At 63.2% G+C, this 26055-nt stretch carries 26 protein-coding genes and 1 pseudogene; 20 read left to right on the top strand and 7 right to left on the bottom strand.

The genetic code is table 11. The features are described from left to right. Positions 1 to 3: 3 nt before the first annotated feature. Positions 4 to 1845 carry a glutamine--fructose-6-phosphate transaminase (isomerizing) gene (gene glmS, locus EHF33_RS12840; protein WP_124872238.1) on the bottom strand — a complete coding sequence of 614 codons (1842 nt, stop codon included), beginning with the start codon at positions 1843 to 1845 and terminating at the stop codon, positions 4 to 6. A gap of 512 nt (positions 1846 to 2357) precedes the next feature. On the opposite strand from glmS, the gene EHF33_RS21820 reads away from it, so the two are divergent. Beyond that, on the top strand, positions 2358 to 2756 hold the full coding sequence (locus EHF33_RS21820; RefSeq protein ID WP_124872236.1) for an FmdB family zinc ribbon protein: 399 nt from the start codon (positions 2358 to 2360) through the stop codon (positions 2754 to 2756). Further along, the gene (locus tag EHF33_RS12830; protein ID WP_124872234.1) at positions 2753 to 3850 is read left to right on the top strand and encodes a S1C family serine protease; all 1098 of its coding nucleotides are present in this window, start codon (positions 2753 to 2755) and stop codon (positions 3848 to 3850) included. Before EHF33_RS21820 ends, EHF33_RS12830 begins: the two co-directional genes overlap by 4 nt. A gap of 21 nt (positions 3851 to 3871) precedes the next feature. Here EHF33_RS12830 and EHF33_RS12825 read toward each other — a convergent pair whose 3' ends face one another. Together EHF33_RS12825 and EHF33_RS12820 are read right to left on the bottom strand one after the other, a co-directional pair. Beyond that, positions 3872 to 5464: a GMC family oxidoreductase gene (locus EHF33_RS12825; protein WP_124872231.1), complete on the bottom strand. Its 1593-nt coding sequence runs from the start codon at positions 5462 to 5464 to the stop codon at positions 3872 to 3874. Positions 5465 to 5475: 11 nt separating this feature from the next. Beyond that, a complete protein-coding gene (locus tag EHF33_RS12820) occupies positions 5476 to 5811 on the bottom strand; it encodes a DUF6176 family protein (RefSeq protein WP_124872229.1) in 336 nt (111 codons plus the stop codon). 83 nt (positions 5812 to 5894) lie between these two features. Here EHF33_RS12820 and EHF33_RS12815 point away from each other — a divergent pair, with 83 nt between their 5' ends. The 4 genes from EHF33_RS12815 to EHF33_RS12800 are packed head-to-tail and all read left to right on the top strand — an operon-like array spanning position 5895 to position 9087. Next, the gene (locus tag EHF33_RS12815; protein ID WP_124872226.1) at positions 5895 to 6914 is read left to right on the top strand and encodes a Gfo/Idh/MocA family protein; all 1020 of its coding nucleotides are present in this window, start codon (positions 5895 to 5897) and stop codon (positions 6912 to 6914) included. Continuing rightward, positions 6911 to 7756 carry a hypothetical protein gene (locus tag EHF33_RS12810; RefSeq protein WP_124872224.1) on the top strand — a complete coding sequence of 282 codons (846 nt, stop codon included), beginning with the start codon at positions 6911 to 6913 and terminating at the stop codon, positions 7754 to 7756. The genes EHF33_RS12815 and EHF33_RS12810 overlap by 4 nt, the downstream gene beginning before the upstream one ends. Next, the gene (locus EHF33_RS12805) at positions 7753 to 8748 is read left to right on the top strand and encodes a TIGR01777 family oxidoreductase (protein WP_124872222.1); all 996 of its coding nucleotides are present in this window, start codon (positions 7753 to 7755) and stop codon (positions 8746 to 8748) included. The genes EHF33_RS12810 and EHF33_RS12805 overlap by 4 nt, the downstream gene beginning before the upstream one ends. 9 nt (positions 8749 to 8757) lie before the next feature. After that, positions 8758 to 9087 (top strand): non-heme iron oxygenase ferredoxin subunit, encoded by a 330-nt coding sequence (locus EHF33_RS12800; RefSeq protein ID WP_124872219.1) that lies wholly within the window; start codon positions 8758 to 8760, stop codon positions 9085 to 9087. An 80-nt stretch (positions 9088 to 9167) separates the two neighbouring features. On the opposite strand, the gene EHF33_RS12795 is transcribed toward EHF33_RS12800, so the two are convergent. The 3 genes from EHF33_RS12795 to EHF33_RS12785 all read right to left on the bottom strand — a co-directional run bounded on the left by EHF33_RS12795 (position 9168) and on the right by EHF33_RS12785 (position 12165). Beyond that, positions 9168 to 9443 (bottom strand): hypothetical protein, encoded by a 276-nt coding sequence (locus EHF33_RS12795; protein WP_124872217.1) that lies wholly within the window; start codon positions 9441 to 9443, stop codon positions 9168 to 9170. Positions 9444 to 9462: 19 nt separating this feature from the next. Further along, the gene (locus EHF33_RS12790) at positions 9463 to 10014 is read right to left on the bottom strand and encodes a hypothetical protein (RefSeq protein ID WP_124872214.1); all 552 of its coding nucleotides are present in this window, start codon (positions 10012 to 10014) and stop codon (positions 9463 to 9465) included. 105 nt (positions 10015 to 10119) lie between these two features. After that, positions 10120 to 12165: a thioredoxin domain-containing protein gene (locus EHF33_RS12785; RefSeq protein ID WP_124872212.1), complete on the bottom strand. Its 2046-nt coding sequence runs from the start codon at positions 12163 to 12165 to the stop codon at positions 10120 to 10122. A 167-nt stretch (positions 12166 to 12332) separates the two neighbouring features. On the opposite strand from EHF33_RS12785, the gene EHF33_RS12780 reads away from it, so the two are divergent. The 3 genes from EHF33_RS12780 (at position 12333) to EHF33_RS12770 (ending at position 15357) form a co-directional block, all read left to right on the top strand. After that, the gene (locus EHF33_RS12780) at positions 12333 to 13229 is read left to right on the top strand and encodes a transglutaminase-like domain-containing protein (RefSeq protein ID WP_124872209.1); all 897 of its coding nucleotides are present in this window, start codon (positions 12333 to 12335) and stop codon (positions 13227 to 13229) included. Positions 13230 to 13337: 108 nt separating this feature from the next. Further along, entirely contained in the window at positions 13338 to 14444 is a 1107-nt protein-coding gene (locus EHF33_RS12775) for an acyltransferase (protein ID WP_124872206.1), read from the top strand. 70 nt (positions 14445 to 14514) lie between these two features. Next, positions 14515 to 15357 carry an alpha/beta hydrolase gene (locus EHF33_RS12770; RefSeq protein WP_124872203.1) on the top strand — a complete coding sequence of 281 codons (843 nt, stop codon included), beginning with the start codon at positions 14515 to 14517 and terminating at the stop codon, positions 15355 to 15357. 28 nt (positions 15358 to 15385) lie between these two features. Here EHF33_RS12770 and EHF33_RS12765 read toward each other — a convergent pair whose 3' ends face one another. Then, the gene (locus tag EHF33_RS12765; protein ID WP_124872200.1) at positions 15386 to 17230 is read right to left on the bottom strand and encodes an arginine--tRNA ligase; all 1845 of its coding nucleotides are present in this window, start codon (positions 17228 to 17230) and stop codon (positions 15386 to 15388) included. A 170-nt stretch (positions 17231 to 17400) separates the two neighbouring features. Here EHF33_RS12765 and EHF33_RS12760 point away from each other — a divergent pair, with 170 nt between their 5' ends. The 11 genes and pseudogenes from EHF33_RS12760 (at position 17401) to EHF33_RS12710 (ending at position 26048) form a co-directional block, all read left to right on the top strand. Beyond that, entirely contained in the window at positions 17401 to 18321 is a 921-nt protein-coding gene (locus EHF33_RS12760) for a DUF4032 domain-containing protein (protein WP_124872197.1), read from the top strand. A gap of 57 nt (positions 18322 to 18378) precedes the next feature. After that, positions 18379 to 19047 carry a response regulator transcription factor gene (locus EHF33_RS12755; protein ID WP_124872194.1) on the top strand — a complete coding sequence of 223 codons (669 nt, stop codon included), beginning with the start codon at positions 18379 to 18381 and terminating at the stop codon, positions 19045 to 19047. A gap of 46 nt (positions 19048 to 19093) precedes the next feature. Next, the gene (locus EHF33_RS12750; protein ID WP_124872191.1) at positions 19094 to 20491 is read left to right on the top strand and encodes a sensor histidine kinase; all 1398 of its coding nucleotides are present in this window, start codon (positions 19094 to 19096) and stop codon (positions 20489 to 20491) included. Positions 20492 to 20544: 53 nt separating this feature from the next. Beyond that, positions 20545 to 20949 carry a glycosyltransferase family 2 protein gene (locus EHF33_RS12745; RefSeq protein ID WP_124872188.1) on the top strand — a complete coding sequence of 135 codons (405 nt, stop codon included), beginning with the start codon at positions 20545 to 20547 and terminating at the stop codon, positions 20947 to 20949. An 8-nt stretch (positions 20950 to 20957) separates the two neighbouring features. Beyond that, the gene (locus tag EHF33_RS12740; RefSeq protein WP_124872185.1) at positions 20958 to 21428 is read left to right on the top strand and encodes a helix-turn-helix domain-containing protein; all 471 of its coding nucleotides are present in this window, start codon (positions 20958 to 20960) and stop codon (positions 21426 to 21428) included. Positions 21429 to 21436: 8 nt separating this feature from the next. Beyond that, positions 21437 to 22042, top strand: a pseudogene (locus tag EHF33_RS12735) (IS630 family transposase); the annotation flags it as partial. A gap of 105 nt (positions 22043 to 22147) precedes the next feature. After that, positions 22148 to 22522 carry a hypothetical protein gene (locus tag EHF33_RS12730; protein ID WP_124872179.1) on the top strand — a complete coding sequence of 125 codons (375 nt, stop codon included), beginning with the start codon at positions 22148 to 22150 and terminating at the stop codon, positions 22520 to 22522. 69 nt (positions 22523 to 22591) lie between these two features. Continuing rightward, positions 22592 to 22930, top strand: coding sequence for a ComEA family DNA-binding protein (locus EHF33_RS12725; protein ID WP_124872176.1), 339 nt, complete (start codon positions 22592 to 22594; stop codon positions 22928 to 22930). 164 nt (positions 22931 to 23094) lie between these two features. After that, positions 23095 to 24480, top strand: a complete 1386-nt coding sequence (locus EHF33_RS12720; RefSeq protein ID WP_124872173.1) for an MDR family MFS transporter — start codon at positions 23095 to 23097, stop codon at positions 24478 to 24480. Between the two features lie 74 nt (positions 24481 to 24554). Then, a complete protein-coding gene (locus EHF33_RS12715) occupies positions 24555 to 24971 on the top strand; it encodes a CBS domain-containing protein (RefSeq protein ID WP_124872171.1) in 417 nt (138 codons plus the stop codon). 159 nt (positions 24972 to 25130) lie between these two features. Next, the gene (locus EHF33_RS12710) at positions 25131 to 26048 is read left to right on the top strand and encodes an SPFH domain-containing protein (RefSeq protein WP_124872168.1); all 918 of its coding nucleotides are present in this window, start codon (positions 25131 to 25133) and stop codon (positions 26046 to 26048) included. Positions 26049 to 26055 lie beyond the last annotated feature (7 nt).

The raw sequence follows: 26055 nt of genomic DNA, 5'->3' as shown, positions 1-26055 counted from the left end.
TAATCACTCCACCGTGACACTTTTTGCCAGATTGCGCGGTTTGTCCACGTCCTTGCCCAGCGCCGTGGCGGTGAAATAGCTCAGCAATTGCAGCGCCACTACGTTGACCACCGGGCTGACCATCTCGTGGCTGCGCGGCACATAGATCACGTCGTCGGCGTGCTGGGCATTTTCGATGTCGCCGTCGCTGAGCAGGGCGATGACTTTGCCTGCACGGGCGCGAACTTCCTGCACGTTGCTGATGGTCTTTTCGAGCAGGCGGCTTTCGGTGGCCACCACCACCACCGGCAAGTCACTGTCGATCAGGGCAATCGGGCCGTGCTTCATCTCGCCCGCCGCGTAGCCCTCGGCATGGATGTAACTGATTTCCTTGAGCTTCAGGGCACCTTCAAGGGCGGTAGGCGCGTTGACGCCGCGCCCGAGGAACAGATAATCACGTGAGTGGGCGTACTTCTCGGCCACTCGTTTGATGTTTTCCACCCGCTCGGGCGAGAGGGCTTCTTCGACCAGACGCGGCAGTTCACGGGCGGCGTGGAGCAGCTCTTTGGCTTTGACCTCGTCCAGCGTGCCACGGGCGCGGGCCAGCCAGAGGGCCAGCAGCAGCATGGCGCTGACCATCGCTGTGTAAGCTTTGGTACTCGCCACCCCGATTTCCGGCCCGGCGTGAATGTAGAGGGTGTCGTCGAGTTCGCGTGTCATGCTGCTGCCCTTGGCATTGATAACGCCCAGCGTTTTCGCGCCATATTTTTTGGCTTCACGCAGCGCTTCGAGCGTATCGATCGTCTCGCCCGACTGCGAAATCACGATGGCCAAAGTGTCTTCGCTCACAAGCGGGTTGCGGTAGCGGTACTCGGAGGCCACGTCCACTTCCACCGGAATGCGGGCGAGCTGCTCAATCAGGTATTCACCGACCAGTCCGGCGTAGTAAGCGGTGCCGCAGGCAATGATGCTGATGCGCTTAAAGCTGCTGGGGTCGAGATTGATGTCCAGATTGACCTCGCCGCTGTCGTCGTGCAGGCGGCCAATCAGGGTGTTGGTCAGGGCGGTGGGCTGCTCGTAGATTTCTTTGAGCATGTAGGTATCGTACCCGCCCTTCTCGGCGGCCTCGGCGTCCCAGTCGATGTGCTCGATGGTGCGCTGAACCTCGTTTCCGGCCAGATCGGTGACCCTGAAGCCGTCATCGTGCAGCACCACCATGTCGCCGTCGTGGAGGAAGACCATTTGGCGGGTGTAGGCCAGCAGAGCGGGCACGTCCGAGGCCAGAAACATCTCGCCTTCACCGACGCCCATCACCAGCGGGCTGACGGTGCGGGCCGCCACGATCTCGCGGTGGTTGGCGTGCGTGACTACGATGCCGTAAGCGCCGCGCACCTCGCCCAGCGCTTGCCTCACGGCTTCGTAGAGGTTGCCGCCGACCTGTCCGTACTTCTCCTCGATCAGGTGGGCCAGCACTTCACTGTCAGTTTCCGATTTGAAGGTGTGACCACGCTGCATCAAAGCAGCTTTGAGCGTCAGGTAATTCTCGATGATGCCGTTGTGAATAATCACGATCTGGCCGTCTTCGGTAGCGTGCGGGTGGGCGTTGGTGTCGTTGGGCAGGCCGTGGGTGGCCCAGCGGGTGTGCCCGATGCCGAGCGTGCCCAAGAGCGGAGCCGTCTGCAATTCGCCCGCCAAATTCGCCAGCTTGCCCGCTTTTTTGCGAACCTCGATGCCCCCGCCGTCTTGCTCACTTTGCAAAATAGCCACGCCCGCCGAGTCGTAGCCCCGGTATTCCAACTTGGCGAGACCCGAAACCAACACGTCTTGCGCTTGCCTTGCTCCAATGTATCCAACGATTCCGCACATAAAGACTCCGGCCCGTCCTGAGCACCGTGATTAAGTCACCGTGTCAGCGGGCACCAATTTGATCTGCCGTACGCCACCTTGTCTCCGCTTCGCAGCGGGCTTTTCGGTGAACGCTTGCCCCGCGTGAGCAGGGCCGGGAGGGTTCGGCGATCAACCCTGAGAGCATCCGCAGAATCGGGCCTCGATCATTTTGATCTCGGGCCTTTTCGATGACTCCCGCCTCGTTCCCCCGCCGCAGCCCGTGTTCGTGGTTCTGCCGAGCGGGATCTTGCGCTTCCCTGAAAGACGGATAAGAGATAAAGAACCGCCAAACCACTTGGCAGCAGGGTCAGCTTAGCATCCCGCCGAGGAGTGTTATGAGTGACGTACTCACCTCGGCCCAGCAACTCAGCTCAGACGTTCAACGGTTGAGCAGGCCACCTGCTCCTTTTTGCTGCGCCGCACTCTGCTAGGCTCACGACTGCGCTAGGCTGAGTATTGCTAAGATGTGGCGCTGGAGGCGCGAAAAAGTTATGCCAACGTATGTTTACCGCAATCTGATCACCAACCAGACCTTTGAAGTCAAACAGAGCATGAAAGACGAAGCGCTCACGCTTCACCCCGAAACCGGCGAGCCGGTCAAGCGGCTGGTGTCAGCCCCGGCGATTGCCTTCAAGGGCAGCGGCTTTTATGCCAATGATTCGCGCTCATCGGGCAAAACCAGCACCCAGAGTAGCGCCCCAGACAGCGGCAAAGCGGAGAGCAGCACCGCCGAGGGCAGCAAAAGCGCAGACTCGGCCAGCTCGTCTGACAGCGCAGCGGCAAGTTCGCCCAAAACCGAAGCGCCCAAAGCCGCCGACAAGAGCAGCGCGGCCAGCTCAGCCAAAAGTGCGGCGGCCCCTTCAAGCAGTTCGGGCGGCTCGGGCCAGTGAACTGGCAGCGGGGGCTGGGCATCGGCGTCTTGCTGGGCGCGGCGCTGGCCTGCGCTTATGTCACCGGCAGCGTCACGGCGCAGCGCCCGCTGGTGACGTCCGACGAGATCAACACCGTAGAAGTGACGCGCAGCGCCCTGCCGGCCACCGTGCAGGTCAATGTGCGGATTCGCGCCGACGCCCTTCAGCAGGGCGACAACCCCAACGAAACCGGCAGCGGGTTTTTTTATAAAGCCAACTTGATCGTCACGAATTACCACGTCATCAAAGATCAGGAGAGCTTGAGCGTGACCTTGAGCGACGGGCGCAGCGTTCCGGCCAAAGTGGTGGGCAGCGATCCGGGGATTGACATCGCCGTGCTGCGGGTATCGGGGGTCAGTGCGCCGAAACTCCTGAGCTTCGGGGATAGCAGCCGCCTCGTCTTGGGGCAAAAGTTCATCGCCATCGGCTCACCACTCAAGTATCAAAACTTCATTTCAACCGGAGCGTATTCAAAGTCCAGCTCGGATGTGCCGCGTGACGATCAGCTCGGCGGCGAGGTCGGGGAATACATGCTGACCACCGCCATGATTCAGGGCGGCAATTCCGGCGGCCCTGTGCTGGATTCGCGCGGCGCAGTGGTGGGCGTGGCCGACGCCAACGCCGCGCCCAGTCAGTTGGTGCCGGGCATCATCGGCGTGGTGATTCCGGCCAATATCGTCAAGCAGTCGCTGACTGACTTAGAGACGGTTGGCGTGTCGCAGCGCGGCACGCTGGGCGTGAGTTTGCAAAACCTCGGCGACCTCGACCCGGCCCTGCGGCAACTGGCGGGCCTGAGCAGCAGCAACGGCGCACTGGTCAACGAAGTTCCGGCGGGTTCGGCGGGCGCGAGATCGGGTCTGCGCGGCAGCCTCAAGAACAACGAAGGCCAACTGCTCGCGCCGCTGGGCGACGTGGTCGTGGCAGTGGACGGCGTGCGAATCAAGAATTCTTACGATGTGGTGCGGCGGGTGGCCACCAAGCGCCCCGGCCAGATCGTGACCCTGACCGTCTGGCGCAACAAAAAAGAAGTGCAGGTGCCCGTGACGCTGCTCAAGCGGACGTTGTCGCAGTAAAATTAACCCAACAGCCCTTATCTATCCCTCCACCAAAAACGCCGCCGCCCGCGCTCCGATCATCATGGCGGTGGCGTTGGTGTTGGCGTGGGTGATGCGCGGCATGACGCTGGCGTCGGCCACCCACAACCCCTGTGTGCCGCGCACGGCCAAGCGGCGGTCAACCACCGCACTCTCAGTGTCGCCCATCGCCGCCGTGCCGACCGGGTGATAGAGGGTTTCGGCTTCGCGCTGAATGTGAGTGAGCAGCTCAGCGTCGGTTTGGGCCTGTGCGCCGGGCAGGCTTTCGCCTACATTGAAGTCGGCCAGCGGCGACTCGGCAGCGATCTGGCGGGCCAGCCGCACGCCTGCCAGCAAGCTCTGAGCGTCGCGCTCGTCGCTGAGGTAACAGGGGTCAATGATCGGCGCGGCGGCAGGATCGGCGCTGTGCAGGGTGACGCGGCCCCGGCTGTGAACATCCACCAGCACCGGGCCAAGCGAAAAGTGATTGCCCTCCATTTTCTGGAAGCCGTGCTCGCGGAAGTAAGCCGGGCCGAAGTGGTACTGCAAATCCGGCGGGCTGCTGCGCGGCAACCCGGCGCGGGCGTGGGCGAACGCGCCTGCCTCGGCCACGTTGCTGCTCAGCGGGCCGCTGCGCTTCAGGGCCCACTCGGCCAGCGCGGGCAAGTCTTTGGCAGCGTCCAAGCTCGGCGCGTTTGACCTGAAGATGACTGGCACGGCGAGGTGGTCTTGTAAGTTCTGACCCACTCCAGGCGACTCAATCCGCACTTCAATGCCGTGCTTCTTCAATTCAGCTCCCGGCCCGATGCCCGACAGCATCAGCAGTTGCGGGGTTTGCACCGTACCCGCCGCCAAGATGACGCCGCCGCCGCGCACGTCTTTGACTTGCCCCTCATACCCGAAACGGACGCCGACGACCCGCTTGCCCTCCCACAGCAGCGAGAGCATTCTCGCTCCGGTCAGCACGGTCAGGCGCGGATTGGCCCGCTGGGAAGCAAGAAACGCTTGATAGGCCGATTGCCGCACGCCCCTCAGGTGGTTGGATTCGTAGAGGCCCGCGCCGAGGTGCTGGCCGTCGTTGAAACTCTGGCTTACCGGAATGTCCAGCACCCGCGCCGCCGAGCGGACAAACGCGTGCGATAAGGCGTGCGAGGCGGCCCGCTCGCCCACATGCAGGACACCGCCCTGACTGCGCGTCTCGCTTTCGTCACCCCGAAACTTCTCCAGCGATTTGTAAAACGGCAACACATCGGCCCAGCGCCAGCCCGCGCCCCAGCCGGACGTATGTTGTCCTTCGGGGCCGCTCCAGCCGTCAAAATCTTGCTGCGAGCCGCGAATATAAATGGTGGCGTTGATGGCGCTGCTGCCGCCCAGCACCTTGCCGCGCGGCCAATACAAGCGGCGGCCCTGCAAGTGAGTTTGCGGAGCGGTGTGAAAGTTCCAATCAAACCGGGTCTTGAACAAGCGCGGGAAGGCAGCGGGAGCTCGGATAAACGGGTGGTTGTCGTGGCCGCCCGCTTCCAGAAGCAGCACGCTTGCGCCAGCGTCTAAGAGCCGCCGTGCCAGCACACAGCCGCCGGAACCCGCGCCCACGATCACGAAATCAGGTTGCATTTGGGGAAAGTTTAGCGGAATTCACCCAGTAGATTGAGTTCTACGAGCAGTTCCAGGCGTTTTCCAGACTCCCAAGTGTCTTTTTTGAACTGCTGATGGTAGGCGTCAATGCTGTGGAGCGACTGTTCTACGGCGGCCCGCGACTGCTCAAAATTCTCGGCGCACATCACGCCGATCAGGTAGTCGCCGTCCTCGGCCTGCTCCAGAAAAAAGCATTCCAGAATCACCGTTTCGTCTCGGAGGGTGGCCAGCGCTTCAGTTTGGCGGCGGCTGAGTTCTTCGGCCCACTGCCGCACCCTTTCCAGGCTGCCTGCTTTGAGTTTGATCCGGTGAGCACAGGTTTCCATGCGTCCCAGTTTAGAAGCCGTAAGCGCCTTCGCCAAGCCTTTACCAGCGGGCAGCAAGCCGGGCAGAATGCTTAGACTCAGACATGACCCACTTCACCCAAGCCCCCGGCCTACGCTGGGGCCTGTTCGGAGCGGCCCGCATCGCCCGCGCCCTGATTCCGGCGATTCGTGAAAGCGGCGGCACGGTGGAAATCGTCGGCGTGCGCGACCCCGCTTCCGAGCACGCCCGCGACTTTGCCGCCGAGTGGAACACTCCCCGCATCGGGACGTATCAGGAGGTGGTGGAAGCCGAGTTGGACGCGGTTTATAATCCGCTGCCCAACGATCTGCACTGGCCCTGGAGCGCCGCCGCCATGCGGGCAGGCAAGCACGTCCTGACTGAAAAGCCGCTGAGTTTAAACGCCAAAGAAGCCCAGCAGTTCGCGCAAGTTGCCCTCGAAACAGGGCGCGTCTCGCTGGAGGCCTTCGCTTACCGCTTTCAGCCGCATGTGACACGCATCCGCGAGATCGTCAGGAGCGGCGAACTCGGTGAACTCAGATCGCTTCAGGGCAGTTACGGCTTTTTCATGAGCAACCCCAGCGACTTTCGCTGGCTGCCCGACAGGGGCGGCGGAGCGCTCTACGACGTGGGCTGCTATCCGGTCAATTTTATGCGCCTGCTGCTGGGCGAACCGGGAAGCGTGGCGGCGCAGGCCCGCTGGACGGATCAGGGCGTGGATCTGGGCATTTCGGGCGTCATGAACTACCCAGATCTGAATGGAGGTGGAGCGCTGGCAAGTATCAGTTGCGCTTTTGATTGGCAGGGCACGCCGCGTCTGGCGCTCTACGGCACGGCGGGCAGCTTGGAGATGGAGCAGCCGTTTGAATCCAGCAACCACCAGCCGCTGACCCTGCGCGTAACGGTGGGAGAACAAACGCGGGAAGAGACCTTTGCGCCCAGCAACGGCTACACCTTGATGGTGAGTCATTTTCAGCGGGCCGCGCGGGGCGAGGAAGCTCTGCTTTATCCGCCCGAAGACGCCGTGAAGCAGGCCCGCGTGCTGGACGCCCTCTTCGCCTCGGCGCGGGGAGGCCAGCGGGTGACACTGGCCGCCGAGCTGTGACCGTCCGCTGCGTGGTGTGGCTGGCCGCGCTCAGCTTGCTGCCGGTGGCCCACGCTGCCGCCGAAGGCACCGCCCCGGTGCTGGTGACCTTCGCGGGTGATGACGCGGCTTCGCTGCTGGGCGTCTGGGACACTCAGCGCTGGCTCTCACCGCCGCAGGCGGTGCCCAAGGTCAAGGCCGATACGGGCTACCGGGTGCAGGGCCTGACGGGGCCGAGCGTGGACGCGGTGGGCGGCTCCCCTGTTTCGTATGACGGGCCGTGCGCTGACTTTTTTAGCGTGAACCTCACACCCAAAAGAGTGGCCAAGCAGACGCTGATCGCCACCCGCGCCGACCTCAAAGCACGCCCGCGCTCCGTCACGGCGCTGCCCACGAGCGGCAGTGTATATCTGAGCGTCATCAAAGCCGAGTTGCAAAAGCGCGGCCTGAGCACTCCGCAACTCAAGCTGCAACAGGTCATCCGCGCCGATCTGGATGGGGACGGCAAGGACGAAGTCCTCCTGGAAGCCAGTTTTTTCAAAGATTCCGACGCGGCCAACCCCGTGCCCTCCCCCAACGCGGCGGCGGGAGATTACTCACTGCTGCTGCTCAGAAGCGTGGTAAACGGCAAGACGAAAACCACCGTGCTGGGAGAAGACGCCGTGCTGAAGGCATCGAACGATATCGACGCGCCGCGCATGAATCTCCGCTACAGCTTGGAAGGCGTGGCCGACCTCAACGGCGACGGCACAATGGAGATCATCACTTCCGAGTCGTATTACGAGGGCTTTACCCTCTACGCTTGGACGTGGACGCCCGCGCAGGGCCTCCGGAAAGTGCTGCAAACGGGGTGCGGCGTATGAGCCAGCCCAACAGAATCCGGCCAGATCAGGCAGCACCGAGGCTGGTCATCGCCGGTGGGTCAGGCTTTCTGGGCCGGGCGCTGGCCCGTTTCTTCGCGGCGCGGGGGTGGGAGGTGGTCATTTTGTCGCGCTCCCAGCCGCCGACCGACTTACCAGCACGCTGGGTGCGCTGGGACGGCGTGCGGCAGGGCAAGTGGACTGCCGAAATCAGCGGCGCGGCGGCCCTGGTCAATCTGGCCGGACGCACGGTGAATTGCCGCTACACCGCCCAGAACATGCTCGATATTTATGCCTCCCGAATAGACAGCACACGGGCGCTGGGCCGGGCGGTCAAGCAAGCCGCCGCTCCGCCGCCGGTGTGGCTCAATTCCAGCACTGGCACTCTTTACCGGGACGCCCGCGACACACCGCAGACCGAGGCGAGCGGCGAGTTGGGCGAGGGCTTCAGCGTGGACGTGGGAAAGCGCTGGGAAGCGGCGCTGCAAGAAGAAGACTTGCCAACTACCCGGCGGGTGGCCCTGCGAACAGCGATGGTGTACGGCGTGGGCGAGGGCGGCGTGATGCAGACGACCGACTTGGTGGTGCGGCTGGGCGGCGCGGGCGCGATGGCCGGCGGCGGGCAGTATGTTTCGTGGATTCACGAACTGGATTTTTGCCGGGCGGTCGAGTTTCTGATTGGGCGCGACTCGCCTGCGGCGGCTGAGTTGGCCGGGCCGTTCAACATCACTGCGCCGCAGCCGCTGACCAACCGCGAGTTTCTGGCCGCCTACCGACGGGCTTGGCGAATGCCGCTGGGCGTTCCGTCTACGGCGGGGCTGATCAAACTCGGCGCACGGGTGATGAACTCTGAAGCCGAGTTGCTGCTCAAGAGCCGCTGGACTGTGCCGGAGAGACTCGTGAACGCTGGATTCACTTTCGATTTTCCGAGCTGGCCTGCTGCCATCAGCGACTTAGTGGCGCTTGCCCGGGCGCAGGGACACGCCGCCCGCTAAACTCCCCTCATGAGTGAGACACAAACGCAAACCAGCCGCATCGAAGTCGGTGCGGTGGACGCCCTGCCCGAAGGCAGCCAGACCGAAGTGATGCTGGGCGGCCACTCCGTCGTGGTCATCAACTTTGAAAACCAGTACTACGCGCTGCGCAACAACTGCAGCCACCAAAATTACCCGCTGCTCGGCGGCGACGTCGACAATGGCCGGATCACCTGCGAGAAGCACGGCGGAAAATTCGAGTTGGCGACTGGCAAAGCCAAAACCTTGCCCGCCCTCAAACCGGTGCAGATTTACAAAACTGAAGTGGAAGACGGCGTGGTGTACGTTTTGCCGTTGTAATTTTGCAAGCAAAACCGCCGCCCAGACCGAGTGTTCTCGTCAAGGGCGGCGGTTTTGCTTACTTATATTTTATGAACGCTTTACGGCACTTCGTCCGTTTTCTTGCCCGAGACCTGATGCACGGGAGAGCCCGCCGCATCATCAGGATTGCGGCTCAAGCTCGCTTCACCCGTGCCGCCGATCTCGTCGATGATGGAATCGTCCACCCGGGGCGCTTTACTCATGCCGCCCACACCGCTGCTGAGGCCGCCCATCTCTTCGTTGGTGGGCAACTCGCTGCCGCTGGAGTTCGGCACGCCCGCCGGGTTGTCCAGTTGCGGAACATCACTGCCGTTCATGTCGTTGGGATCGGTCATGATCTGTCCTTCTGTGCGCTCAGCGCCGGTCTTTGTCGGTACTCACGGTGTCGTTGAGGTTGGCTTCGAGGTAGCCCTCGCCGGGTGCGCCAGCTGGCACGCCGGCGGCTCCCTCGTTGGGATGGGGCGTGACTTCCTCGCTGGGCGGGGTATAAGCCGGATTCGGGTCGATGTCGCGGGCCAGAAAGGGGTCGGACTGCATGACCCCGCCGATGCCGCCGCCCGGCATCACCGAGAGGCCAGCGCTGAGGTCGCCGGGAATCGCGGCAACGGGCGGCACGCCGCCGAGCGTACTCACTGGCGCGTCTGCACCCGCGTAGGCTGCTTCTTGCGGCGCGTGTTCGAAGGCGTCGGGGTCGCGGGTCACCAGAGGATTGACACCCTTGAAGGTCTGCGCTCCCTGACCGGATTCGTGGTCGTCCTGATTTTGCAGGCCGCCGATGCCTTTGTCCTGTGTTCCCACGCGGTCATCTGAGGGCGCGGTGGTGTAGTGAGACTCGTGGTCGTCTTTGGGATCGCCCCGGGTGCTGAGGTCGTTACGCGGATTGGCGGCGTCATGTGGATCGCTCATTAAAACCCTCCTGCTGAACTTGAGATGCAAGCAGTTTGAACCTCCGGCGTGTTCAGCGGCTGAGGAGCGCTTTCAGCTTCCTTGAGGCAGGAGCGCGGCGCACCCTCACCGCTCCCCGCTGATCTTGCCCAATTGCTGGGCCAGCACGTCCACCTGCGAGGTCGGCAAATCGCAGGCGCGGTTAACACAGACATACGCCACCCCCGCGCCGCTGCGGTGTTCCAGCACCTCCAAGCCGCCGCCGATGGCCGCTGGAGCGATCACGCTGAACGGCAAAAAGTGACGGGCCAATTCAACTTCCAGCGGGCGGCGCTGCTCCGGCGTGCCGAGTAGGGCCACTTCGGTGTGCGGCGAATCCAAAAAGGCCGCGACTTGCCACAGGCCCCCGAAGCCCCCCGCCGCGCTGAGCATCTGATCGCCAAAGGTCTGCACAGTTCGCCTAGCCAGCCGTTCGCCCTCGGTTTCCCCCGCAAAATAGCGTGACATCCACATTCCCAGCAGCGCGGCGGCGGCGTTGTCGCTCATCACCGCCGAGTCGAAGGCCTGCGCCTGCCGGGTCAGCAACTTCTCGGCGGGGCCGCCCGTGGAGTAAAACAAGCCCGCGTCCTCGTCCCAGAAGTGAGCAGCGCAAAACTGCCAGAGTTCCCGCGCCCAGTGCAGATGTTTAAGGTCGCCGCCCGCTTGATAAAGAGAAACCAAGCCCAGCCCGTAAAGCGCTTGATCTTCCAAGAGGCCGCGCACTTTGGCCACTCCGGATTTGTAAGTGTGCAGCAGGCCGCCGTCCGGATCGCGCAAATGCTTCCAGACAAACTCGGCATTTTGCTTGGCAATCTCCAGAAAGTGAGGCTCAGCGGTGATGCGGGCCGCTTCGGCAAAAGCCCCCAGCGCCAGTCCGTTCCAGGAAGTCAGGATTTTGTCGTCGGTGCCGGGGGGCGTGCGCTTTTGGCGCTCCTCAAAGAGGAGTTGTCTGGCGCGGGCCAGCTTCTCGCTCAGCTCCGTTTCGTCTCGGCCCAGTTCGGCGGCCAGCACGCCGAGGTCTTTCGGCACGCTCAGCACGCTGCGCCGCCCAAACTCGGGACGGTGGGGGTCTTGGAAATTGCCTTCCGGCGTCACGCCGAAGTAAGCCTGAACCCACTCAGCGTCCTCGCCCAGAAGCTTGAGTTCCTGCGGCGTCCAGACAAAGAATTGGCCCTCGATGCCGTTTTGGTCGGCGTCTTGGGCACTGTAAAACCCACCCTCCGGCCCCAGCATCTCGCGCTCCAGGTAGCTCAGGGTTTCGCGGGCAAGGCGCAAGAAATCAGGGTTTTGGCTGACCTGATAAGCGCTGAGCAGCGTGCGGGTCAGTTGGGCGTTGTCGTAGAGCATCTTCTCGAAGTGCGGCACCAACCAGTACTGATCCACGCTGTAGCGGTGCCAGCCGCCGCCGAGCTGGTCGTAGATCCCGCCGCGTCCCATCATGGTCAGGGTGGCCAGCGCCATGTCCCGCCCCTGCGGCTGAGTCAGCAAGAAGCTCAGCGTGGTGGGTGCGGGAAACTTGGGAGCGCGGCCAAATCCGCCGTAGCGGGCGTCATACACGCGGCTGAGGTTCTCCACACCCTGCGTCAGAAAGTCTTCCGGCAGCGGCGACTCGGTTTGCGGCGGCGTCTGCTCTCTCAGGTGGGCGGTGACGGCCTCGGCGTTGCCCAGAATCTTTTCCCGCTGCTCTTGCCAAGTCGTCGCCATGCTGCTCAGCAAGCGGGCAAAACTGGGCAGGCCCTGGCGGTCTTGCGGCGGAAAATACGTTCCGGCATAAAACGGCTCGCCGCTGGGCAGGGCGAACACCGTCATCGGCCAGCCGCCGGAGCCGGTCAGCGCCTGCACCGCGCTCATATAAATTCCGTCCACGTCGGGGCGCTCCTCGCGGTCTATTTTGATATTCACGAAATGCGCGTTCATAAACTCGGCGATCTGCGCGTTTTCAAAGCTCTCGTGCGCCATCACGTGGCACCAGTGGCAAGTCGAGTAGCCCACGCTCAGCAGCAGCGGCACGTCGCGCTCACGGGCGGCGGCGAAAGCTTCCTCGCCCCACGGATACCAGTCCACCGGATTGTCTTGGTGCTGGCGCAGATAAGGGCTGGATTCTTGGGCCAGACGGTTGGGTGGGCGGTTCATGGATTTAGGGTAACTGCAAGGGGGCTGCGGGGTGTGGGAAGGAAAGCTAGGCAGGTTCAGGTGGGCCGACAGCACAGAAGCCGCCCCACCTGAACCTGCCTAGCTTTCTCAAGAGTTCGGCAGGCCTCACCCCATCTTTTCTCGGTTTTCTTGTGAGAAGATAGAGCATGTCTGCGCCCGCGCCAGCTCTACCCCTGACCGAGATCATCCGCGTTCGCGTGGGCTTTTCACTCACGTTCGACGTGCCGTTTCCCACCCCGATGCTGTTTGTGGTCGAACCGCAAGAGCGCCCCGGCCAGCGGCTGTTGCAGTCGCGCCGCCTGATTGAGCCGGGAGAGGGCGTAACCCATCTGCACCGCTATTTTGACGCCCACGGCAACGTGATCTGGCGCATGCTGGCCCAGCCCGGCACCTTGACCATCAGCCATGACGTGATGGCCGAAGTCTCAGGGCGGCCCGATCCTCAGTTTCCCGATTTGCCCAAGACGCTGGTGGAAGACTTGCCCGACGACACCTTGCGCTTTTTGCTGCCGAGCCGGTATGCAGATTCGGATTTGCTGGCCGCCGAAGCCTGGGAGCGCTTTGGGCATATTCAAGGCGGCTGGGCGCAGGTGCAGGCCATTTCCGATCACCTCTACGGAAGCTGCATGTACGGCGTGGGCAGCAATTCCACCACCACGGCCCAGCAGGCTTACGCTTCGGGCAAAGCGGTGTGCCGCGACTTCGCGCACATGGGCGTGGCCTTTTGCCGGGCGCTCAATATTCCTGCCCGCTACGCCTGCGGCTACCTCGGCGACATCGGCATTCCGCCTGACGGCGTGCCGATGGATTTTCACGCTTGGTTTGAAGCCTTCATTGACGGCCAGTGGCGCACCTTTGATGCCCGTCACAACAAGCCCCGGATTGGCCGCATCCTGATCGCCACTGGGCGCGACGCGGCGGACGTGGCCTTTACCACCACCTTTGGCGCGGCAAGGCTGACCCAGATGACGGTGTGGGCCGATCAAGTGCAGCTGGACGCCGAACTGCCTGAAGACGGGCAACCCCACGACTACTGGGAATAACCCGCCGGGTGGAGTGGGCCAGAAGGCCTCGGCTGCGCCGGTTCTCACCAGAAGGTGGCCCAAGCCTCGCCCGCGCCCGCTCATTCGTGACACAATGCTGCGCTAACCATGTCTGCGCCCGACCTCACTCCCCTTGCCAGCACCGAGCAGCCACTGGAGCAAGCCCCAACCGCCCTGACTCCGGTGGATTATTTTCGGGGCTTGGCAATTTTGGAAGTGGTCTTGCACCATTCTTCCGGCGCGGCCCGCGACTACGCAGCAGACGGCTCGGCGGCGCTGCTGTTTTTGACTGTACTCAACCGGGTGCTGCATTTCGCCGTTCCCGGCTTCCTCTTTTTGTCGGCGGCGGTGCTGACCCGTAGCCTGCTGAAGTCGCCCAACTTCGGGCGCTACTTCTGGCGGCGGGTCGTGCGCGGCGCGTGGCCGTATTTGCTGTGGACGGTGCTGTACTTGCTGTGGAGCGCTTGGCTGGGCGACCGGCCCTGGGACGATTTGCTGAAGCCTGAAAAGTGGCAACTCTGGCTGGGCTACGGCAAAGGCAATTACCATCTGTACTTTTTGCTGGTGGCACTCGAATCCTATGTGGTACTGCCCTTTTTGCTGCCGCTGGCCCGAGGTCGCCTGAGAATCTCGGCGGCGCTGGGGCTGGGGTTGGCGGTGCAAATCGGCATCTACTGGCTCAACAAATACGCCCTGCACCTGCTGTATCCGGCGTCTACGGTGCTGTGGTACTTGGCTCCGGTGATTTTGGGCACGGCGGTGGGCGCACGCTGGAATGAATTTCAGGACTGGTGGACACTGCGCCGCAGCCGCGTGTTGCTCTTTACCGCCGCCGCGCTGGCCCTGCACTTGCCGCTGGCACTGGCCTTTTTGGACGGAGCACGGATCAACCCCTGGCTCTACAGCGCCTCGGGCTGGGCTTATACCACGCCGATGGCGCTGGTGGTGCTGGGCGCAGGCTACAGCTTGTGGCAGCGCGGGCGGCTCAAATGGGTGGGGGTGCTGGGCGGCTTTTCGCTCCAGATTTACCTGATTCACCCGGCGATTCTGGAAGGTCTGGAAAGTCTCTTGCCCACCGAAGGTGTCGCCGGACTGGGCGCTGCACCTGCGCTGCCGATGTTCGCGCTGATGGTGCTGGTGTCGCTGGCGCTGCCATTCGGGATGGCCAAGCTGCTGGCCCGCTTAAAGCTGAGTGGACTGTTCTTTGGGCGCTGATTTTCTCACCACTGGGTTTTTAACCGGTAAGTCCCCAACCGCTCAGGTTTTGCCCGCTAAGATAGGGCCGATGCGTTCACGGCTTTTCACTCTTCTCTTGGGCCTTACGCTCAGCGGCGCGGCGGCCATGAACGGACTGCCGTCTTCGGCGCTGTCTGCTCCGGCACTGACCCCCACGACCCTCAGCGCCTTTGCCGGGCAGAGCGTTTACCTGCTGCCGGAAGACGGCGTGCTGCTGGTGCCGCCGGGGTGCCGCACGCAGGCCTGCCCGCTGCTGACCTTGTCGCACACGCGCGGGCGCACCCCGCTGGAACTGCTGAACAGCCCCAGTTTTCAGCCGTTCGTGCGCCGGTTGCTGGCTGCCAAGTTACCGGTGCTGCTCTCCGCCGAGGGCGGCCCCGACGGCTGGGGCGGGCCGGAAGCGCTGTGGCAACTCACCCGCGACCACACGCTGTCGCGCTCGGTTTTCAAGTTCTCGGGCCGCACCTACGCGCTGGGCGTTTCGATGGGCGGGATGTCGGCGCTGCGGGCAGCCGTGGACGCGGTGTTTGAAGTTCAGGGGCTGATCCTGATCGACGGGCGGGTCAACCTTAAAGACGCCTGGCTCAGCGGCAAGTCGCGCAAGCCGGAACTCAGCGCCGCTTACGGACTGGGAGGCCGCCCGCCCGCCGCGCACGAAGACCCGCTCGGCTCGCTGCCCAAAAGTTTCCGGCTGCCGCTGCTGGTGTTCGGCAGCCCGCAAGACGAAACCGTCAACTTTGCCCGCAACGGCGCGGCGCTGTATGCCAAAGCGGCGGGCAGCGGCAGTTCACTGATCCGCACGGCTGGCCCGCACCTCGGCGGCTCGCACCTCAGCCCACAGGTGGCCGATCAGGTGGTGGCCTTCGTTCAGGAGTTGCAGGCGCGGAAGTAATACAGGCTCTGAGAGAGTCTCTCAAATCTCACATCGCGCTCGGCACCTCGATCCCGATCAGGCCCAGCGTCTGCACGAAGGCGCGTTGCAACCTGCCCACCAAGGCGAGCCGCGCTTCACGCAATCCCGGTTCGCTTGCGAGCACGTTGGTGGCGGGGCGGCCTTCCTTAGTTTTGGCGTTGTACCAGCCGTTGAACGCCGCCGCCAGATCGAGGGCGTACTGCGCCACTACATGCGGACTGTGAACGCGCACCGAGTTGGCGATGACTTCGGGATACTTGGCCACGATCTTGGCGAGGTTCAAGTCCAGTTCCGTCACCATCGACCAATCGGCCCCGCTGCCGTCCACGGCGTAGCCTTCCGCCGCCGCTTTCTTGAGAATGTTTCCGGCCCGCACCGCCGCGTACTGCACATACGGCGCGGTGTCGCCTTGCAGGGCCAGCGCCTGATCCCAGCGGAAATCGATCTGGCGGGTCGGCTCGGCCTTGAGCATGGCAAAGCGGATAGCCCCCACCGCGATGCGGCGCACGATCTCCGAGCCCTCGGAAGTGCCGATCACGTCCGGCTTGAGACTCTGCATCAGCTCGGTGACGAGTTGCTCGGCTTCGTCCAGTACCGCGTCGGCGCTGACGCCTATGCCCTTGCGGCCCGAGATGGTCTGGCCCTCGTAGGTCACGAAAGCGTACGACAGATGGATGCTGCGCTCTTCCTGCTCGGGATGCTGCGCCACGCCCAAGCTGGCTTTGACGACTTTCTGGGGATGTTCCTGACGCGAGTCGATCACGTTGATGACTTCAGCGGCGTGGCCGAAGCGGTGCTGGGTATCGGGCTCACCATCGGGGGCGGACGTCCAGATGGTGTGGCCTTCGGGATCGAGCATGAACGGCTTGAATTTCATGCCTTCAAAGAGCCCGAATTTCCAGAATTGATAGCCGATGTCTTTGGCAGCGTACATGGCGCTGCCGTCCGAGCGCATCAGCACCACTTTGGACTCTTCTAGGCCCGGCATGAAGTGCGAGACGTCCATCACGAAAGCTCCAGCAAATTTGCCTTCAGCGGGGCGCGAGCTATACGGGCTTTCCTGCAAGATGTTCATGGCCTGGCTCAAAAAGCCGCTGCCCACCACGTCCGATTCCCAGTTGAGCAAGTCGTAGCGTGCGCCCAGCCGGAAGCAGGTGTTGAGGTGGGCGGCCACGATCTGCTCGATCTCTCCGCGCAGTTCGCCGGTTTCCAGGCGGTGAATAATCGCCCGGATGCCCTCTTCGAGTTCGGGTTTGTCGGCATCGGCGTTGAGGCGCACATAGCCCTCGCCCATAAAGTGATCGTATTTCTGCTTGCCGTCCCACTTGCGGCGGTAATGCGCCTGGGCGTAGAGGCTCTCGGCAGCCTGGCGTCCGGTGTCGTCGATGTAGTTCTGAATCTCGACTTCGTGTCCGGCGGCCCGGAAGATGCGCCCCATGCTGTCGCCCAGCACCACGTTGCGGACGTGTCCGACGTGAAGCTCTTTGTTGGGATTGACCGAGGTGTGCTCGATCACCACTTTGCCGCTGCCCTGCTGCGGGGTGGCCGGGTCGGTGACTACCGACTGCACGAACACCCCGGCGTCCACGAAAAAGTTAAGGAAGGGACCAGCCGTCTCGGCGCGGGCGATGCCAGCGGGCAGCTTCACACTTTCGGCAAGCTGCTGCGCCACCTGCGCCGGGTTGGCCTTCAGCAACTTGGCGAGCTGGAAGGCGGCGGGCGTGCCGTAGTCGCCGGCTTTGCCCGGCGGGGTTTCCTGAATCGCCACTTCCAGGGGAGCAAGACCCTGTGCGTCGGTCAGGACTTGGGCGGCCTGCTCTACAGCGGCTTTGAGTTGGGCTTTGAGGTTCATCCGGGGATGCTATCAGGTTGGTCGGTTGGCAGCTTGGGCAGGGCGCTCACCGCGTTGACCTCACCGTGACCATGGACTGTCAGTCTTTCAGCAGAGCCGGCGCAGTATACTCACTTTCAACAGCGGCGGCCTTCTCACTCGCCCTCGTCATTGGTCGCCATAGGAGTTTCATGAGCGCCTTCAGCACCAACCAAGCCAAAACCGACGTCGAACGTGCCCGCCTGCTGGCCGATGTCCGCGACTTTCTCAGCGTTCTTCGCGGAATGCACAACGAACTGACTCCCTTTGACTGGGTGCGCCACCTCGCCCCCGACGCCGAATATCAGCTCGGCGTCCAAGCCATTCCGGTGGATCACATCATCGGCTCGGTTGACCGCTACCGCGAATTTGACCGCTATTACCTGCCCAAAGAAAAGCACCTCGACGAGCGCTGGGTGGGGATTCGCCGCGCTCAACTCGAAGGCAAGGAGTTGCCGCCGATTCAGGTCTACAAAGTCGGCGAACTCTACTTCGTCAAAGACGGCAATCACCGTGTCAGCGTGGCCCGCCGCCAGGGACAGGCGTACATCGACGCCAACATCATCGAGCTGCATGTCACCGTTCCGCCCAGCGAAGGCGACACGCTCAAAGACATGATCATCAAAGGCGAGTACGCTCATTTTCTGCGTGCCACCAAACTGGATGAAGTCTCGCCCAACCACAAAGACATCTTCTTTACCAAGCCGGGGCGCTACGCCAAGCTGCTCGAACACATCGAAGCCAGGCGCTATTACCTCGACCTCAAGCCTGGACGTGAGCGCCCCGTGACCTGGGAAGAAGCGGTGGAGAGCTGGTACCGCCGACTGTACAGCCGCATCGTGGAAAATATAGAAGCGCACGGGGTGATGCGCCGTTTTCCGGGCCGCACCGAAGCCGACCTTTACCTGTGGGTTATGGATCACCGCTATTTCCTGAGCGAGAAGTACGGCCATGACGTCGGCAGCGAAATGGCCACCCTCGACTTCAGCAAGAACTTTGCTCCCAAGCTGCACAAGCGCATCGGCCAGCGGATGAAGCTGGCGTGGCGCGGCAAGTCGGAACCCAGACTCTAGGCGGCCGCTCCCCCCTCCTTTCATCTCCCTCCTCACCTTGAGCGCTTACCATGCCCTATGCGCTTTCTGGTTATTGAAGATGAACCCGATATCCGCCGCCCCTTATCGGCAAGTCTGCGCGAGGCGGGCTACGCGGTCGACGAAGCCGGCAGCGCTGAGGAAGCCGAAGCGCTGGCCCGCAGCTTTCCTTATGACGCCCTAATGGTGGACGTGGGCCTCCCGGAAGGGCCGGTCAGCGGCTTTGATCTGGTGCGGCGGCTGCGGGCGGGGGGAATTATTGCGCCCGTGCTGTACCTGACTGCCCGCGACGCGGTGGAAGACCGGATCGAAGGACTGGACGCGGGCGGCGACGATTATCTGGTCAAGCCGTTTCATCTGGGCGAGGTGCAGGCACGCCTGCGGGCGCTGGCCCGCCGCAGCCGCGCCGAGGTGCAAAGCAGCCTTGTTTGGCGCGACCTCAAGTTCGATTGGACGGCCCGCGCCGTGTACCGCAAGGGCGAGCGGATGGCGCTGACCGCCAAAGAGTTTTCGCTGATCGAGGTGCTGTCCTCGCACCCCGGGCGGGTCTACACCCGTGAAGAACTGATTGACCGGGTCTGGGACGGAAGATTTGACGCCGAGTCCAACGTGGTGGAAACCTATGTCCGCAACCTCAGGCGCAAGCTGGGCGACGACGTGGTCAAGACCATGCGCGGTCTGGGCTACAGCTTTCCTGAAGGTGACTGAAGCCGCGCGGCACGCTCGTTGGGGTCGCCGCCGTCTAGACTCAGGCGTGACTCTGCGCCTGCGCCTGACTTTACTCACCGCAGGCGTGATTTTTTTGTCGCTGGCGGCGTTTGGCGGGCTGGCCGGCGTGCTGCTGTGGCGCATCGAACTCAGCAGCATCACCCGCCAGATCACCGCGCAGGCCGACGCGCTGATGGCGGTGGCCAGCCGCTCACCCGGCGCGTTGCCCGACACCGCCGCCGACCTCCTCGAGCGCGACAGCATCACGGCGGTGGGGCGGGTCTACGAAGACGGAGTGCTGATCTGGGCCGGCGGGGCGGTGGCCTCCGGCACGCTGGATTCAGCTTTTCTGAGTGCCCAACTGCCGGAGCGCGTCAGCCGCAGCCAAGACTATCTGGTGGCCAGTCGGCGCTTTTCAGCGTCTTCGGACGGCAACGCCGGCGACGGCCCAGAGCGCGGCGTGGTGCAGGTCGGGCGCAGCTTGCGGCCCTTAGAGCAGCTGCTGACCCGCTACGTCTTGATCGCGGCGCTGAGCTTGCTGCTGCTCTCGGCGCTGGGAGGCGTTTCGGCGGCGCTGGCGGTGCGCCGGGCGCTGACGCCGCTTGACCGCTTGGTGCGGCGGGTGCAGCATCTGTCGACTTCCGAGCCGGTGCCGGGCACGCAGGAGCGCAGCGAGGTCGGAGCGCTCGCCCGCGCCCTCGACACCAGCTTGGCCGAACTGCGGGCCGAGCGGCAGCGCGAAACTTTATTTTTGGCCAGCGCTTCGCACGAACTCCGCACGCCCGTGACCGCCATGCTGGCCGACTTGCAGCACACCTTGGCGCGCGAGCGCTCGCCGGAAGAAGTCTTGGCCGCCCTGCACCGCACCGAGCGCACCGCTGGCCGGCTGCGCCAACTCACCGGCAACTTGATGAGCCTGACCAGAGCCCAGCACCTCGGTGAGCGCCAAACCGCCGACTTGCTCGACCTGGCCGGAGAAGCCATCGACTTGCTGCAACCGCTGGCCCTCAAACGCGAGATCGATTTGTGGCTCGAAGGCGCGGCGACCCCCGCGCAGGTGGACGTATCCCTGTTTTCAGGCGTGCTGGAAAATTTGATCGGCAACGCCCTCAAGTTTTCACCGGAAGGCGGACACGTCAGCGTGCGGGTTTTGCCGCTCAGGGGCGGCGCGGAGCTGGTCGTCGAGGACAGCGGCCCGGGCTTTCCGACTGGCCCGCTGACCGAGGCCTTTGTACGCGGCGTCTTTGCCCACAAAGCAGGCCAAGCGCCGGAAGGCTTTGGCCTCGGGCTGGCAGTGGTGCGCCAAGTGGTAGAAGCGCACGGCGGCAGTCTGGAACTCGGTGAACGGGCGGGCGGCGGGGCCAGCGTGCGGGTGGTCTTGCCCGCCGCTTCCGCACGGCCCAGCGCCGAAAAAGCGGAACCTGAACTTTCACTTGACCTTTAGTGCTCTTTCATAAATTCTGGGCATGACACCGCCGCCACAAAGGAGCCACCCAGTTGCTGACCCGCTGGCAAGCGCTGGAATACATAACCGCGCAAAATCTGGAGCGCCGCGCCCTGGCCCAACTCAACGCCATCAGCGTGGTGCCGGGGGCCATCGGGGCGTGGCGGCGAGAAGTGCTGCTCTCGCTGGGCAGCTTTGACCACGATACCCTCGCCGAGGACGCCGACCTGACCATGCGGGCGCTCAGGGCCGGTCACAAAGTCACTTACGAACTCGGCGCAGTGGCCCGCACCGAAGCTCCCGACACGCTGCAAGGCTTTCTGCGCCAACGCGACCGCTGGATGTTCGGCACCTTACAGGCCACCTGGAAGCAGCGCGGAGCCTGGAAAAGCGGCGCGGCGCACTCACGCAGCCGGTCACGCGGTCTAGTGCATGACCACAGGCATGCCTTCAGGTAAACTGAGGGATGGGACGACGGAAACGGTGGGTTGTGCAGCTGAGCGACGATGAGCGGCAGCAACTGACGGACATGACTCGGAAAGGCGTGCACAGTGCGCGGGTCGTGGCCCGCGCACGCCTCCTGCTCCTGAGCGACAGAGGCCTGCTGGATCGGGACGTGGCCGAGCGCCAAGGCGTGAGTTCTGCCACCGTCGCGTCGATCCGCAAGAAGTACACCGAGGGCGGCCTCCAGGCTGCCCTCCACGAGAAAGCACGGCCCAAACAGCCGCCCAAACTGAACGCGCAGCGGACGGCGATCTTGATCGCCGAAGTGTGCTCGAGTCCCGACGGCCGGGAGAAATGGACGATGCAACTGCTGGCCGATCGTCTGGTGACCCTGGGTGTGGTGGACAGCATCAGTGACGAGACCGTACGGAGAACACTGAAAAAAACGCACTCAAACCGTGGCAGGTTCAAAGTTGGTGTGTCGCCCAGGTAGGTGCGGACTTCGTGTGGCGCATGGAAACCGTGCTGGACACCTATGCCCAGCCCTACGATGCCTCACGGCCTGTCATCTGCTTCGATGAAAAGTCATATCAGCTGTTGGATCATGTCCGAGAGCCACTGCCACCCGTGCCGGGATCCCCAGCACGGGTGGATCATGAATACAAGCGGTATGGCACCGTCAATTTCTTTGTCGCTCTGGAACCACACACCGGTCAACGCACAGTCACGGTGACCGACCGACGGAGCAATGCGGACTTTGCTGAGCAGCTCCAGGCACTGGAGCTGCGCTATGCGGTTGCCGAGAAGATCGTTCTGGTGCTGGATCAGCTGTCCACGCACAGTCCAGCAGCGCTATATCAACATCTTCCGGCAGAGGAAGCTCGGCGGCTGAGCCGACGCTTCGAGTGGATCTACACACCAAAACATGCGTCCTGGCTCAACATGCGGGCAGGCCCCATATGGGTGCCGTTCTGCCCAAGACGGCGGAATTGGAGTGGTCAGCCTTGCAACGCCAGTGTCTGGGTCAGCGCTTGGCGAGTAAAGAGGCCGTCGAGCGTGAAATCCACGCCTGGGAAACAGACCGCAACGCGCGGTCTGTGCGCGTGAACTGGCAGTTCTCGACACCCACAGCTCGGGAGAAACTCAAGCGCCACTATCCGACTCGCAAATAACTATAGACATGCCTGTGGTCATACACTAGGGCTGTTCACCTTGCCCAATGTGATGCCGTTTCAGGTGTTCTTTCCGCTGGTGGGAGCGCTACTGGACGTGAGCTTCGCCGCCTCGCTGATCTGGGCGCTGCTGCAACTGCACTACCACCCCGATGGCGGCTTTTCGCTGACCGGCCCGGCGCTGGTCTTTTACCTGCTGTTCGTACTGATCGACGTGCTGGCCGCCGCGCTGGCCTTCGCACTGGAACCGGAAGAAAATTGGCGCTTGCTGCCGCTGCTGATTGCGCAGCGCATCATTTACCGTCAACTGATGTCGTATGTGGCCATCCGCGCCGTGCTGAGCGCCGCCACTGGACAGCAGCGCGGCTGGGGAAAGCTGGAGCGCAAAGCCAGCGTAGTCGCCGCAGGAGACTGAACTGACGCTCTATTCATTTCATCTGCCACTGAGCCGCCCGCTCCATGCTGCTTTTCGGAGGAACCACCCATGCGTAAACCTATTTTGACCGTGCTGGCCGCCGCTTTGCTGCTGGCCCCGGCATCTGCTTTTGCCAAAACCCATAAGCCTGCGGCAACCACTATGCCTGCCACCACCACCTCTACTGCTATGCCCTCTACCACCATGCCTGCCGCCACCAAGGGGATGATGGTCAACGTCAACACCGCCACCAGCGCCGACCTGGTAAAAATCCCCGGCGTGAGCGCCAAGATCGCCGCCGAGATCATCAAAAACCGGCCCTACAAGGACACCGCCGAATTGGTCAAAAAGGTCAAGGGCATCGGGCCAAAGAATGTCAAGAAAATGGAAGCGATGCTGAGCTTCTAACCCGTTTTACCCTCAGTTGAGCGCCGGCTTCCCACTCAAGGGGGCCAGCGCTTTTTTGGTGCCAGTTACCCGGTCAACGCTTAAGAGAAAGGCAAGCACCCGCAGCCGGCTTCCCCGCGCCAGCTTTCATTCTGGCTTCTCAGCGCAGCCTATGCTTTGCGCACATGACCGCTTCCGCCCCCGCACCAGACCGCGCCCGCACGCTCGCCGTTGCGGGCCTCCTCTTGGGTATCACTTTGGCCGCCCTGGAGAGCAGCGTAATCGCCACCGCTATGCCCACCGTGATCCGCGAACTCGGCGGCCAGCACCTCTACGCCCTGCCGTTTGCGGTATACCTGCTGACCAGCACCATCACCAGCCCACTGTGGGGCCGCGCCAGCGACCTGCTGGGACGCAAGCGGCTGTACCTGGCAGGCATCATCATTTTCCTGCTCGGCAGTATGCTCTGCGGCGTGGCCGGCAGCATGACCGCGCTCATCGCCGCCAGAGCGCTGCAAGGCATCGGCGCAGGATCGGTGCAAACCCTGACCTTTACTTTGGTGGGCGAGATGTTCACGCTTGAGCAGCGGGCCCGCGTGCAGGGCTTTTTCAGCGGGGTTTGGGGCATCGCCGGACTCGTCGGGCCGCTGGTCGGCGGGTTGATCGTGGATCACGCTTCCTGGCGCTGGGTGTTTTATCTCAATTTGCCGTTCGGCATTCCGGCGGTGCTGCTGGCGCTGCGCTACTTGCCCAGTACCCGCCCTCAGCGCGAGGGCCGCGCCCAGATCGACTGGCTGGGGGCGCTGCTGTTTACGCTCGGCAGTGGCCTGCTGATCTGGGGACTGGAATTTAAGCTGTGGTGGCTGGCGCTGCTGAGCGTGGGCGTGCTGGCCGGAGCGCTGTGGGTCGAGTCGCGCCACCCCTCTCCCCTGCTGCCGATGAAAAACCTGAGGGCCGTCTTGCCACGCGTTGGGGTACTGGGCAATTTGCTGGCGGGAGCGGCTTATTTCGGCACCATCGCTTATCTGCCGCTGTTCGCTCAGGGCGTCAGCGGGCAGGGAGCCACCGCCGCCGGAGTCATTTTGACGCCGATGCTGTTGGGCTGGACCGGCACCAGTATTCTGGCGGCCCGCCTCATCGGCCGGCTGGGCACCACCCGGCTGACCTTGTGGGGCTTTAACATTTTGGTGGTGGCCTTCGTGCTGTTCGCGGTGCTGGCCCACGCGCCGCTGTGGGTGATCAGCGCAGTCGGCTTTGTGGCGGGCAGCGGAATGGGCTTTTCCATGTTCACGTTGCTGCTTGCCGTGCAGCAGGCCACCGCCAAGGCCGATTTGGGCGCAGTGACCAGCGCCATTTTGTTTTCGCGGCAAATGGGCGGCGCGGTGGGCACGGCCCTGATGGGCACCCTGATCGGCGAAGCAGCCATCTCGTCGGGCGGCGGGGCGCTGGCCAGCGGGCTTCAGCGGGCCTTCGTGCTGGCGCTGGTGCTGGTCGTGGTGGCCTGGGTCTTGGCCCAAACACTGCGCAAGGTGCCTGCGTTGGGTGGAACAGGGGCGCAAAGCGCGGATTAAAGGTCGCGTCCTCTCCATACATTTCTTAATCTGTGTCCAACCTCACCCACCTGCCCTCCCCTTACATTAAAGGCATGACTCCTTTAAGAACCATCATGACCCGTGACCTCGTGACCGCCAGCAAAGACGCCAGCCTCAAAGAAGTTGCCGCGCTGATGGCCGACAACGACATCGGCAACGTGCTGTTTATGGACGGCGACAAGCTGGTCGGCATCTTGACCGACCGCGACATCGTGGTGCGGGCGGTGGCGTTTGGCCGCGACTCAGGCAGCCTAGCGGTTGACCACGCCACCGCTGATCCCTTTAGCCTCGACGTCGAGACCGACATCACCGCCGCCGCCGCGCAGATGGGCGAGCGCCAGATTCGCCGGTTGCCCGTCACTGAAAACGGCAAGGTGGTGGGCATCGTCAGCCTTGGCGATCTCAGCAACCGTGCCAACGGAGATGCCGATCAAACCGCGCTGGAAGGCATCAGCACGCCGACGTTGTAAGCGAATTCAGCTTGTGGGGAGGGAGCCGAGATGCTCTCTCCCCTTTTGCTGTCTCATGACTATCGCAACTCAGACACACATGATATCATTTCGATGTAGTTTTGATAGGCCGCTTGTGGATCAATCAACCAAAGTGGGCCTTCAAAAGGAGCTGATGCAATGAGCGAACTGGACAAAGTACCGCAGACTTCAGGCCGGGGCGTGTCGCCGGAAAGTGGCGTAGCCAGCGTGGAGCGCCGCGCCTTCGGTTTGCCGGGAGTGCCCGCCGTGCTGCTGTGGCTGGTGGTGGTCGCGGCAGCGCTGGGCACACTGCTGTTTGGCGGCGGGGCGCTTTCATTGCTGGGCTTCGTGCTGGCGGCGCTGGCCTTTTTCGGCTTGATCGGCTTTTTTATCGTGCAGCCCAATCAGGCCAGCGTGCTGACCTTATTCGGCCGCTACGTCGGCACCGAGCGGCGCAACGGCTTTTACTGGACCAATCCCTTCACGGTTCGCAAGCGGGTATCGCTGCGGATTCGCAATTTCAACTCCGAGCGCCTCAAGGTCAACGACCTGATGGGCAACCCCATCGAAATCGCCGCCGTGATCGTCTGGCGCGTGGTCGACACGGCGCGGGCGCTGTTTGATGTGGAAGATTACGTGGGCTTCGTGGAGATTCAGGCTGAAACCGCCCTGCGCCACCTCGCTTCGCAGTACCCCTACGACAACTACGAGGAAACTGGCATGAGCCTGCGCGGCAACGCCGACGAGGTGGCCGAGGCGCTGGGCCGCGAGCTGACCACCCGCCTGCGCCACGCCGGCGTAGAAGTTTTGGAGGCCCGCCTGTCGCACCTGGCTTACTCGCCGGAAATTGCCGGAGCGATGCTCCAGCGCCAGCAGGCCAGCGCCATCATCGCCGCCCGCTCTCAAATCGTGGCCGGCGCGGTGGGCATGGTCGAGATGGCCCTCAAGCAACTTTCCGAGCAAAACATCGTGCAGCTCGACGAGGAGCGCAAGGCCCAGATGGTCAGCAACTTACTGGTGGTGCTGACCAGTGAGCGCGGCACACAGCCGGTGGTCAACGCCGGAAGCCTCTACTAAGCAGTGG

The sequence above is a fragment of the Deinococcus psychrotolerans genome (assembly GCF_003860465.1).
Taxonomy (GTDB): Bacteria; Deinococcota; Deinococci; order Deinococcales; family Deinococcaceae; genus Deinococcus; species Deinococcus psychrotolerans.
This window is presented reverse-complemented; position numbering and strand designations above follow the sequence as displayed.

Excerpts from the sequence above, each read along its gene's own strand:
- glmS (WP_124872238.1), bottom strand. The coding sequence starts at position 1,845 with ATGTGCGGAATCGTTGGATACATTGGAGCAAGGCAAGCGCAAGACGTG.
- EHF33_RS21820 (WP_124872236.1), top strand. The coding sequence starts at position 2,358 with ATGCCAACGTATGTTTACCGCAATCTGATCACCAACCAGACCTTTGAA.
- EHF33_RS12825 (WP_124872231.1), bottom strand. The coding sequence starts at position 5,464 with ATGCAACCTGATTTCGTGATCGTGGGCGCGGGTTCCGGCGGCTGTGTG.
- EHF33_RS12820 (WP_124872229.1), bottom strand. The coding sequence starts at position 5,811 with ATGGAAACCTGTGCTCACCGGATCAAACTCAAAGCAGGCAGCCTGGAA.
- EHF33_RS12815 (WP_124872226.1), top strand. The coding sequence starts at position 5,895 with ATGACCCACTTCACCCAAGCCCCCGGCCTACGCTGGGGCCTGTTCGGA.
- EHF33_RS12805 (WP_124872222.1), top strand. The coding sequence starts at position 7,753 with ATGAGCCAGCCCAACAGAATCCGGCCAGATCAGGCAGCACCGAGGCTG.
- EHF33_RS12800 (WP_124872219.1), top strand. The coding sequence starts at position 8,758 with ATGAGTGAGACACAAACGCAAACCAGCCGCATCGAAGTCGGTGCGGTG.
- EHF33_RS12795 (WP_124872217.1), bottom strand. The coding sequence starts at position 9,443 with ATGACCGATCCCAACGACATGAACGGCAGTGATGTTCCGCAACTGGAC.
- EHF33_RS12790 (WP_124872214.1), bottom strand. The coding sequence starts at position 10,014 with ATGAGCGATCCACATGACGCCGCCAATCCGCGTAACGACCTCAGCACC.
- EHF33_RS12785 (WP_124872212.1), bottom strand. The coding sequence starts at position 12,165 with ATGAACCGCCCACCCAACCGTCTGGCCCAAGAATCCAGCCCTTATCTG.
- EHF33_RS12780 (WP_124872209.1), top strand. The coding sequence starts at position 12,333 with ATGTCTGCGCCCGCGCCAGCTCTACCCCTGACCGAGATCATCCGCGTT.
- EHF33_RS12775 (WP_124872206.1), top strand. The coding sequence starts at position 13,338 with ATGTCTGCGCCCGACCTCACTCCCCTTGCCAGCACCGAGCAGCCACTG.
- EHF33_RS12770 (WP_124872203.1), top strand. The coding sequence starts at position 14,515 with ATGCGTTCACGGCTTTTCACTCTTCTCTTGGGCCTTACGCTCAGCGGC.
- EHF33_RS12765 (WP_124872200.1), bottom strand. The coding sequence starts at position 17,230 with ATGAACCTCAAAGCCCAACTCAAAGCCGCTGTAGAGCAGGCCGCCCAA.
- EHF33_RS12760 (WP_124872197.1), top strand. The coding sequence starts at position 17,401 with ATGAGCGCCTTCAGCACCAACCAAGCCAAAACCGACGTCGAACGTGCC.
- EHF33_RS12755 (WP_124872194.1), top strand. The coding sequence starts at position 18,379 with ATGCGCTTTCTGGTTATTGAAGATGAACCCGATATCCGCCGCCCCTTA.
- EHF33_RS12740 (WP_124872185.1), top strand. The coding sequence starts at position 20,958 with ATGGGACGACGGAAACGGTGGGTTGTGCAGCTGAGCGACGATGAGCGG.
- EHF33_RS12725 (WP_124872176.1), top strand. The coding sequence starts at position 22,592 with ATGCGTAAACCTATTTTGACCGTGCTGGCCGCCGCTTTGCTGCTGGCC.
- EHF33_RS12720 (WP_124872173.1), top strand. The coding sequence starts at position 23,095 with ATGACCGCTTCCGCCCCCGCACCAGACCGCGCCCGCACGCTCGCCGTT.
- EHF33_RS12715 (WP_124872171.1), top strand. The coding sequence starts at position 24,555 with ATGACTCCTTTAAGAACCATCATGACCCGTGACCTCGTGACCGCCAGC.
- EHF33_RS12710 (WP_124872168.1), top strand. The coding sequence starts at position 25,131 with ATGAGCGAACTGGACAAAGTACCGCAGACTTCAGGCCGGGGCGTGTCG.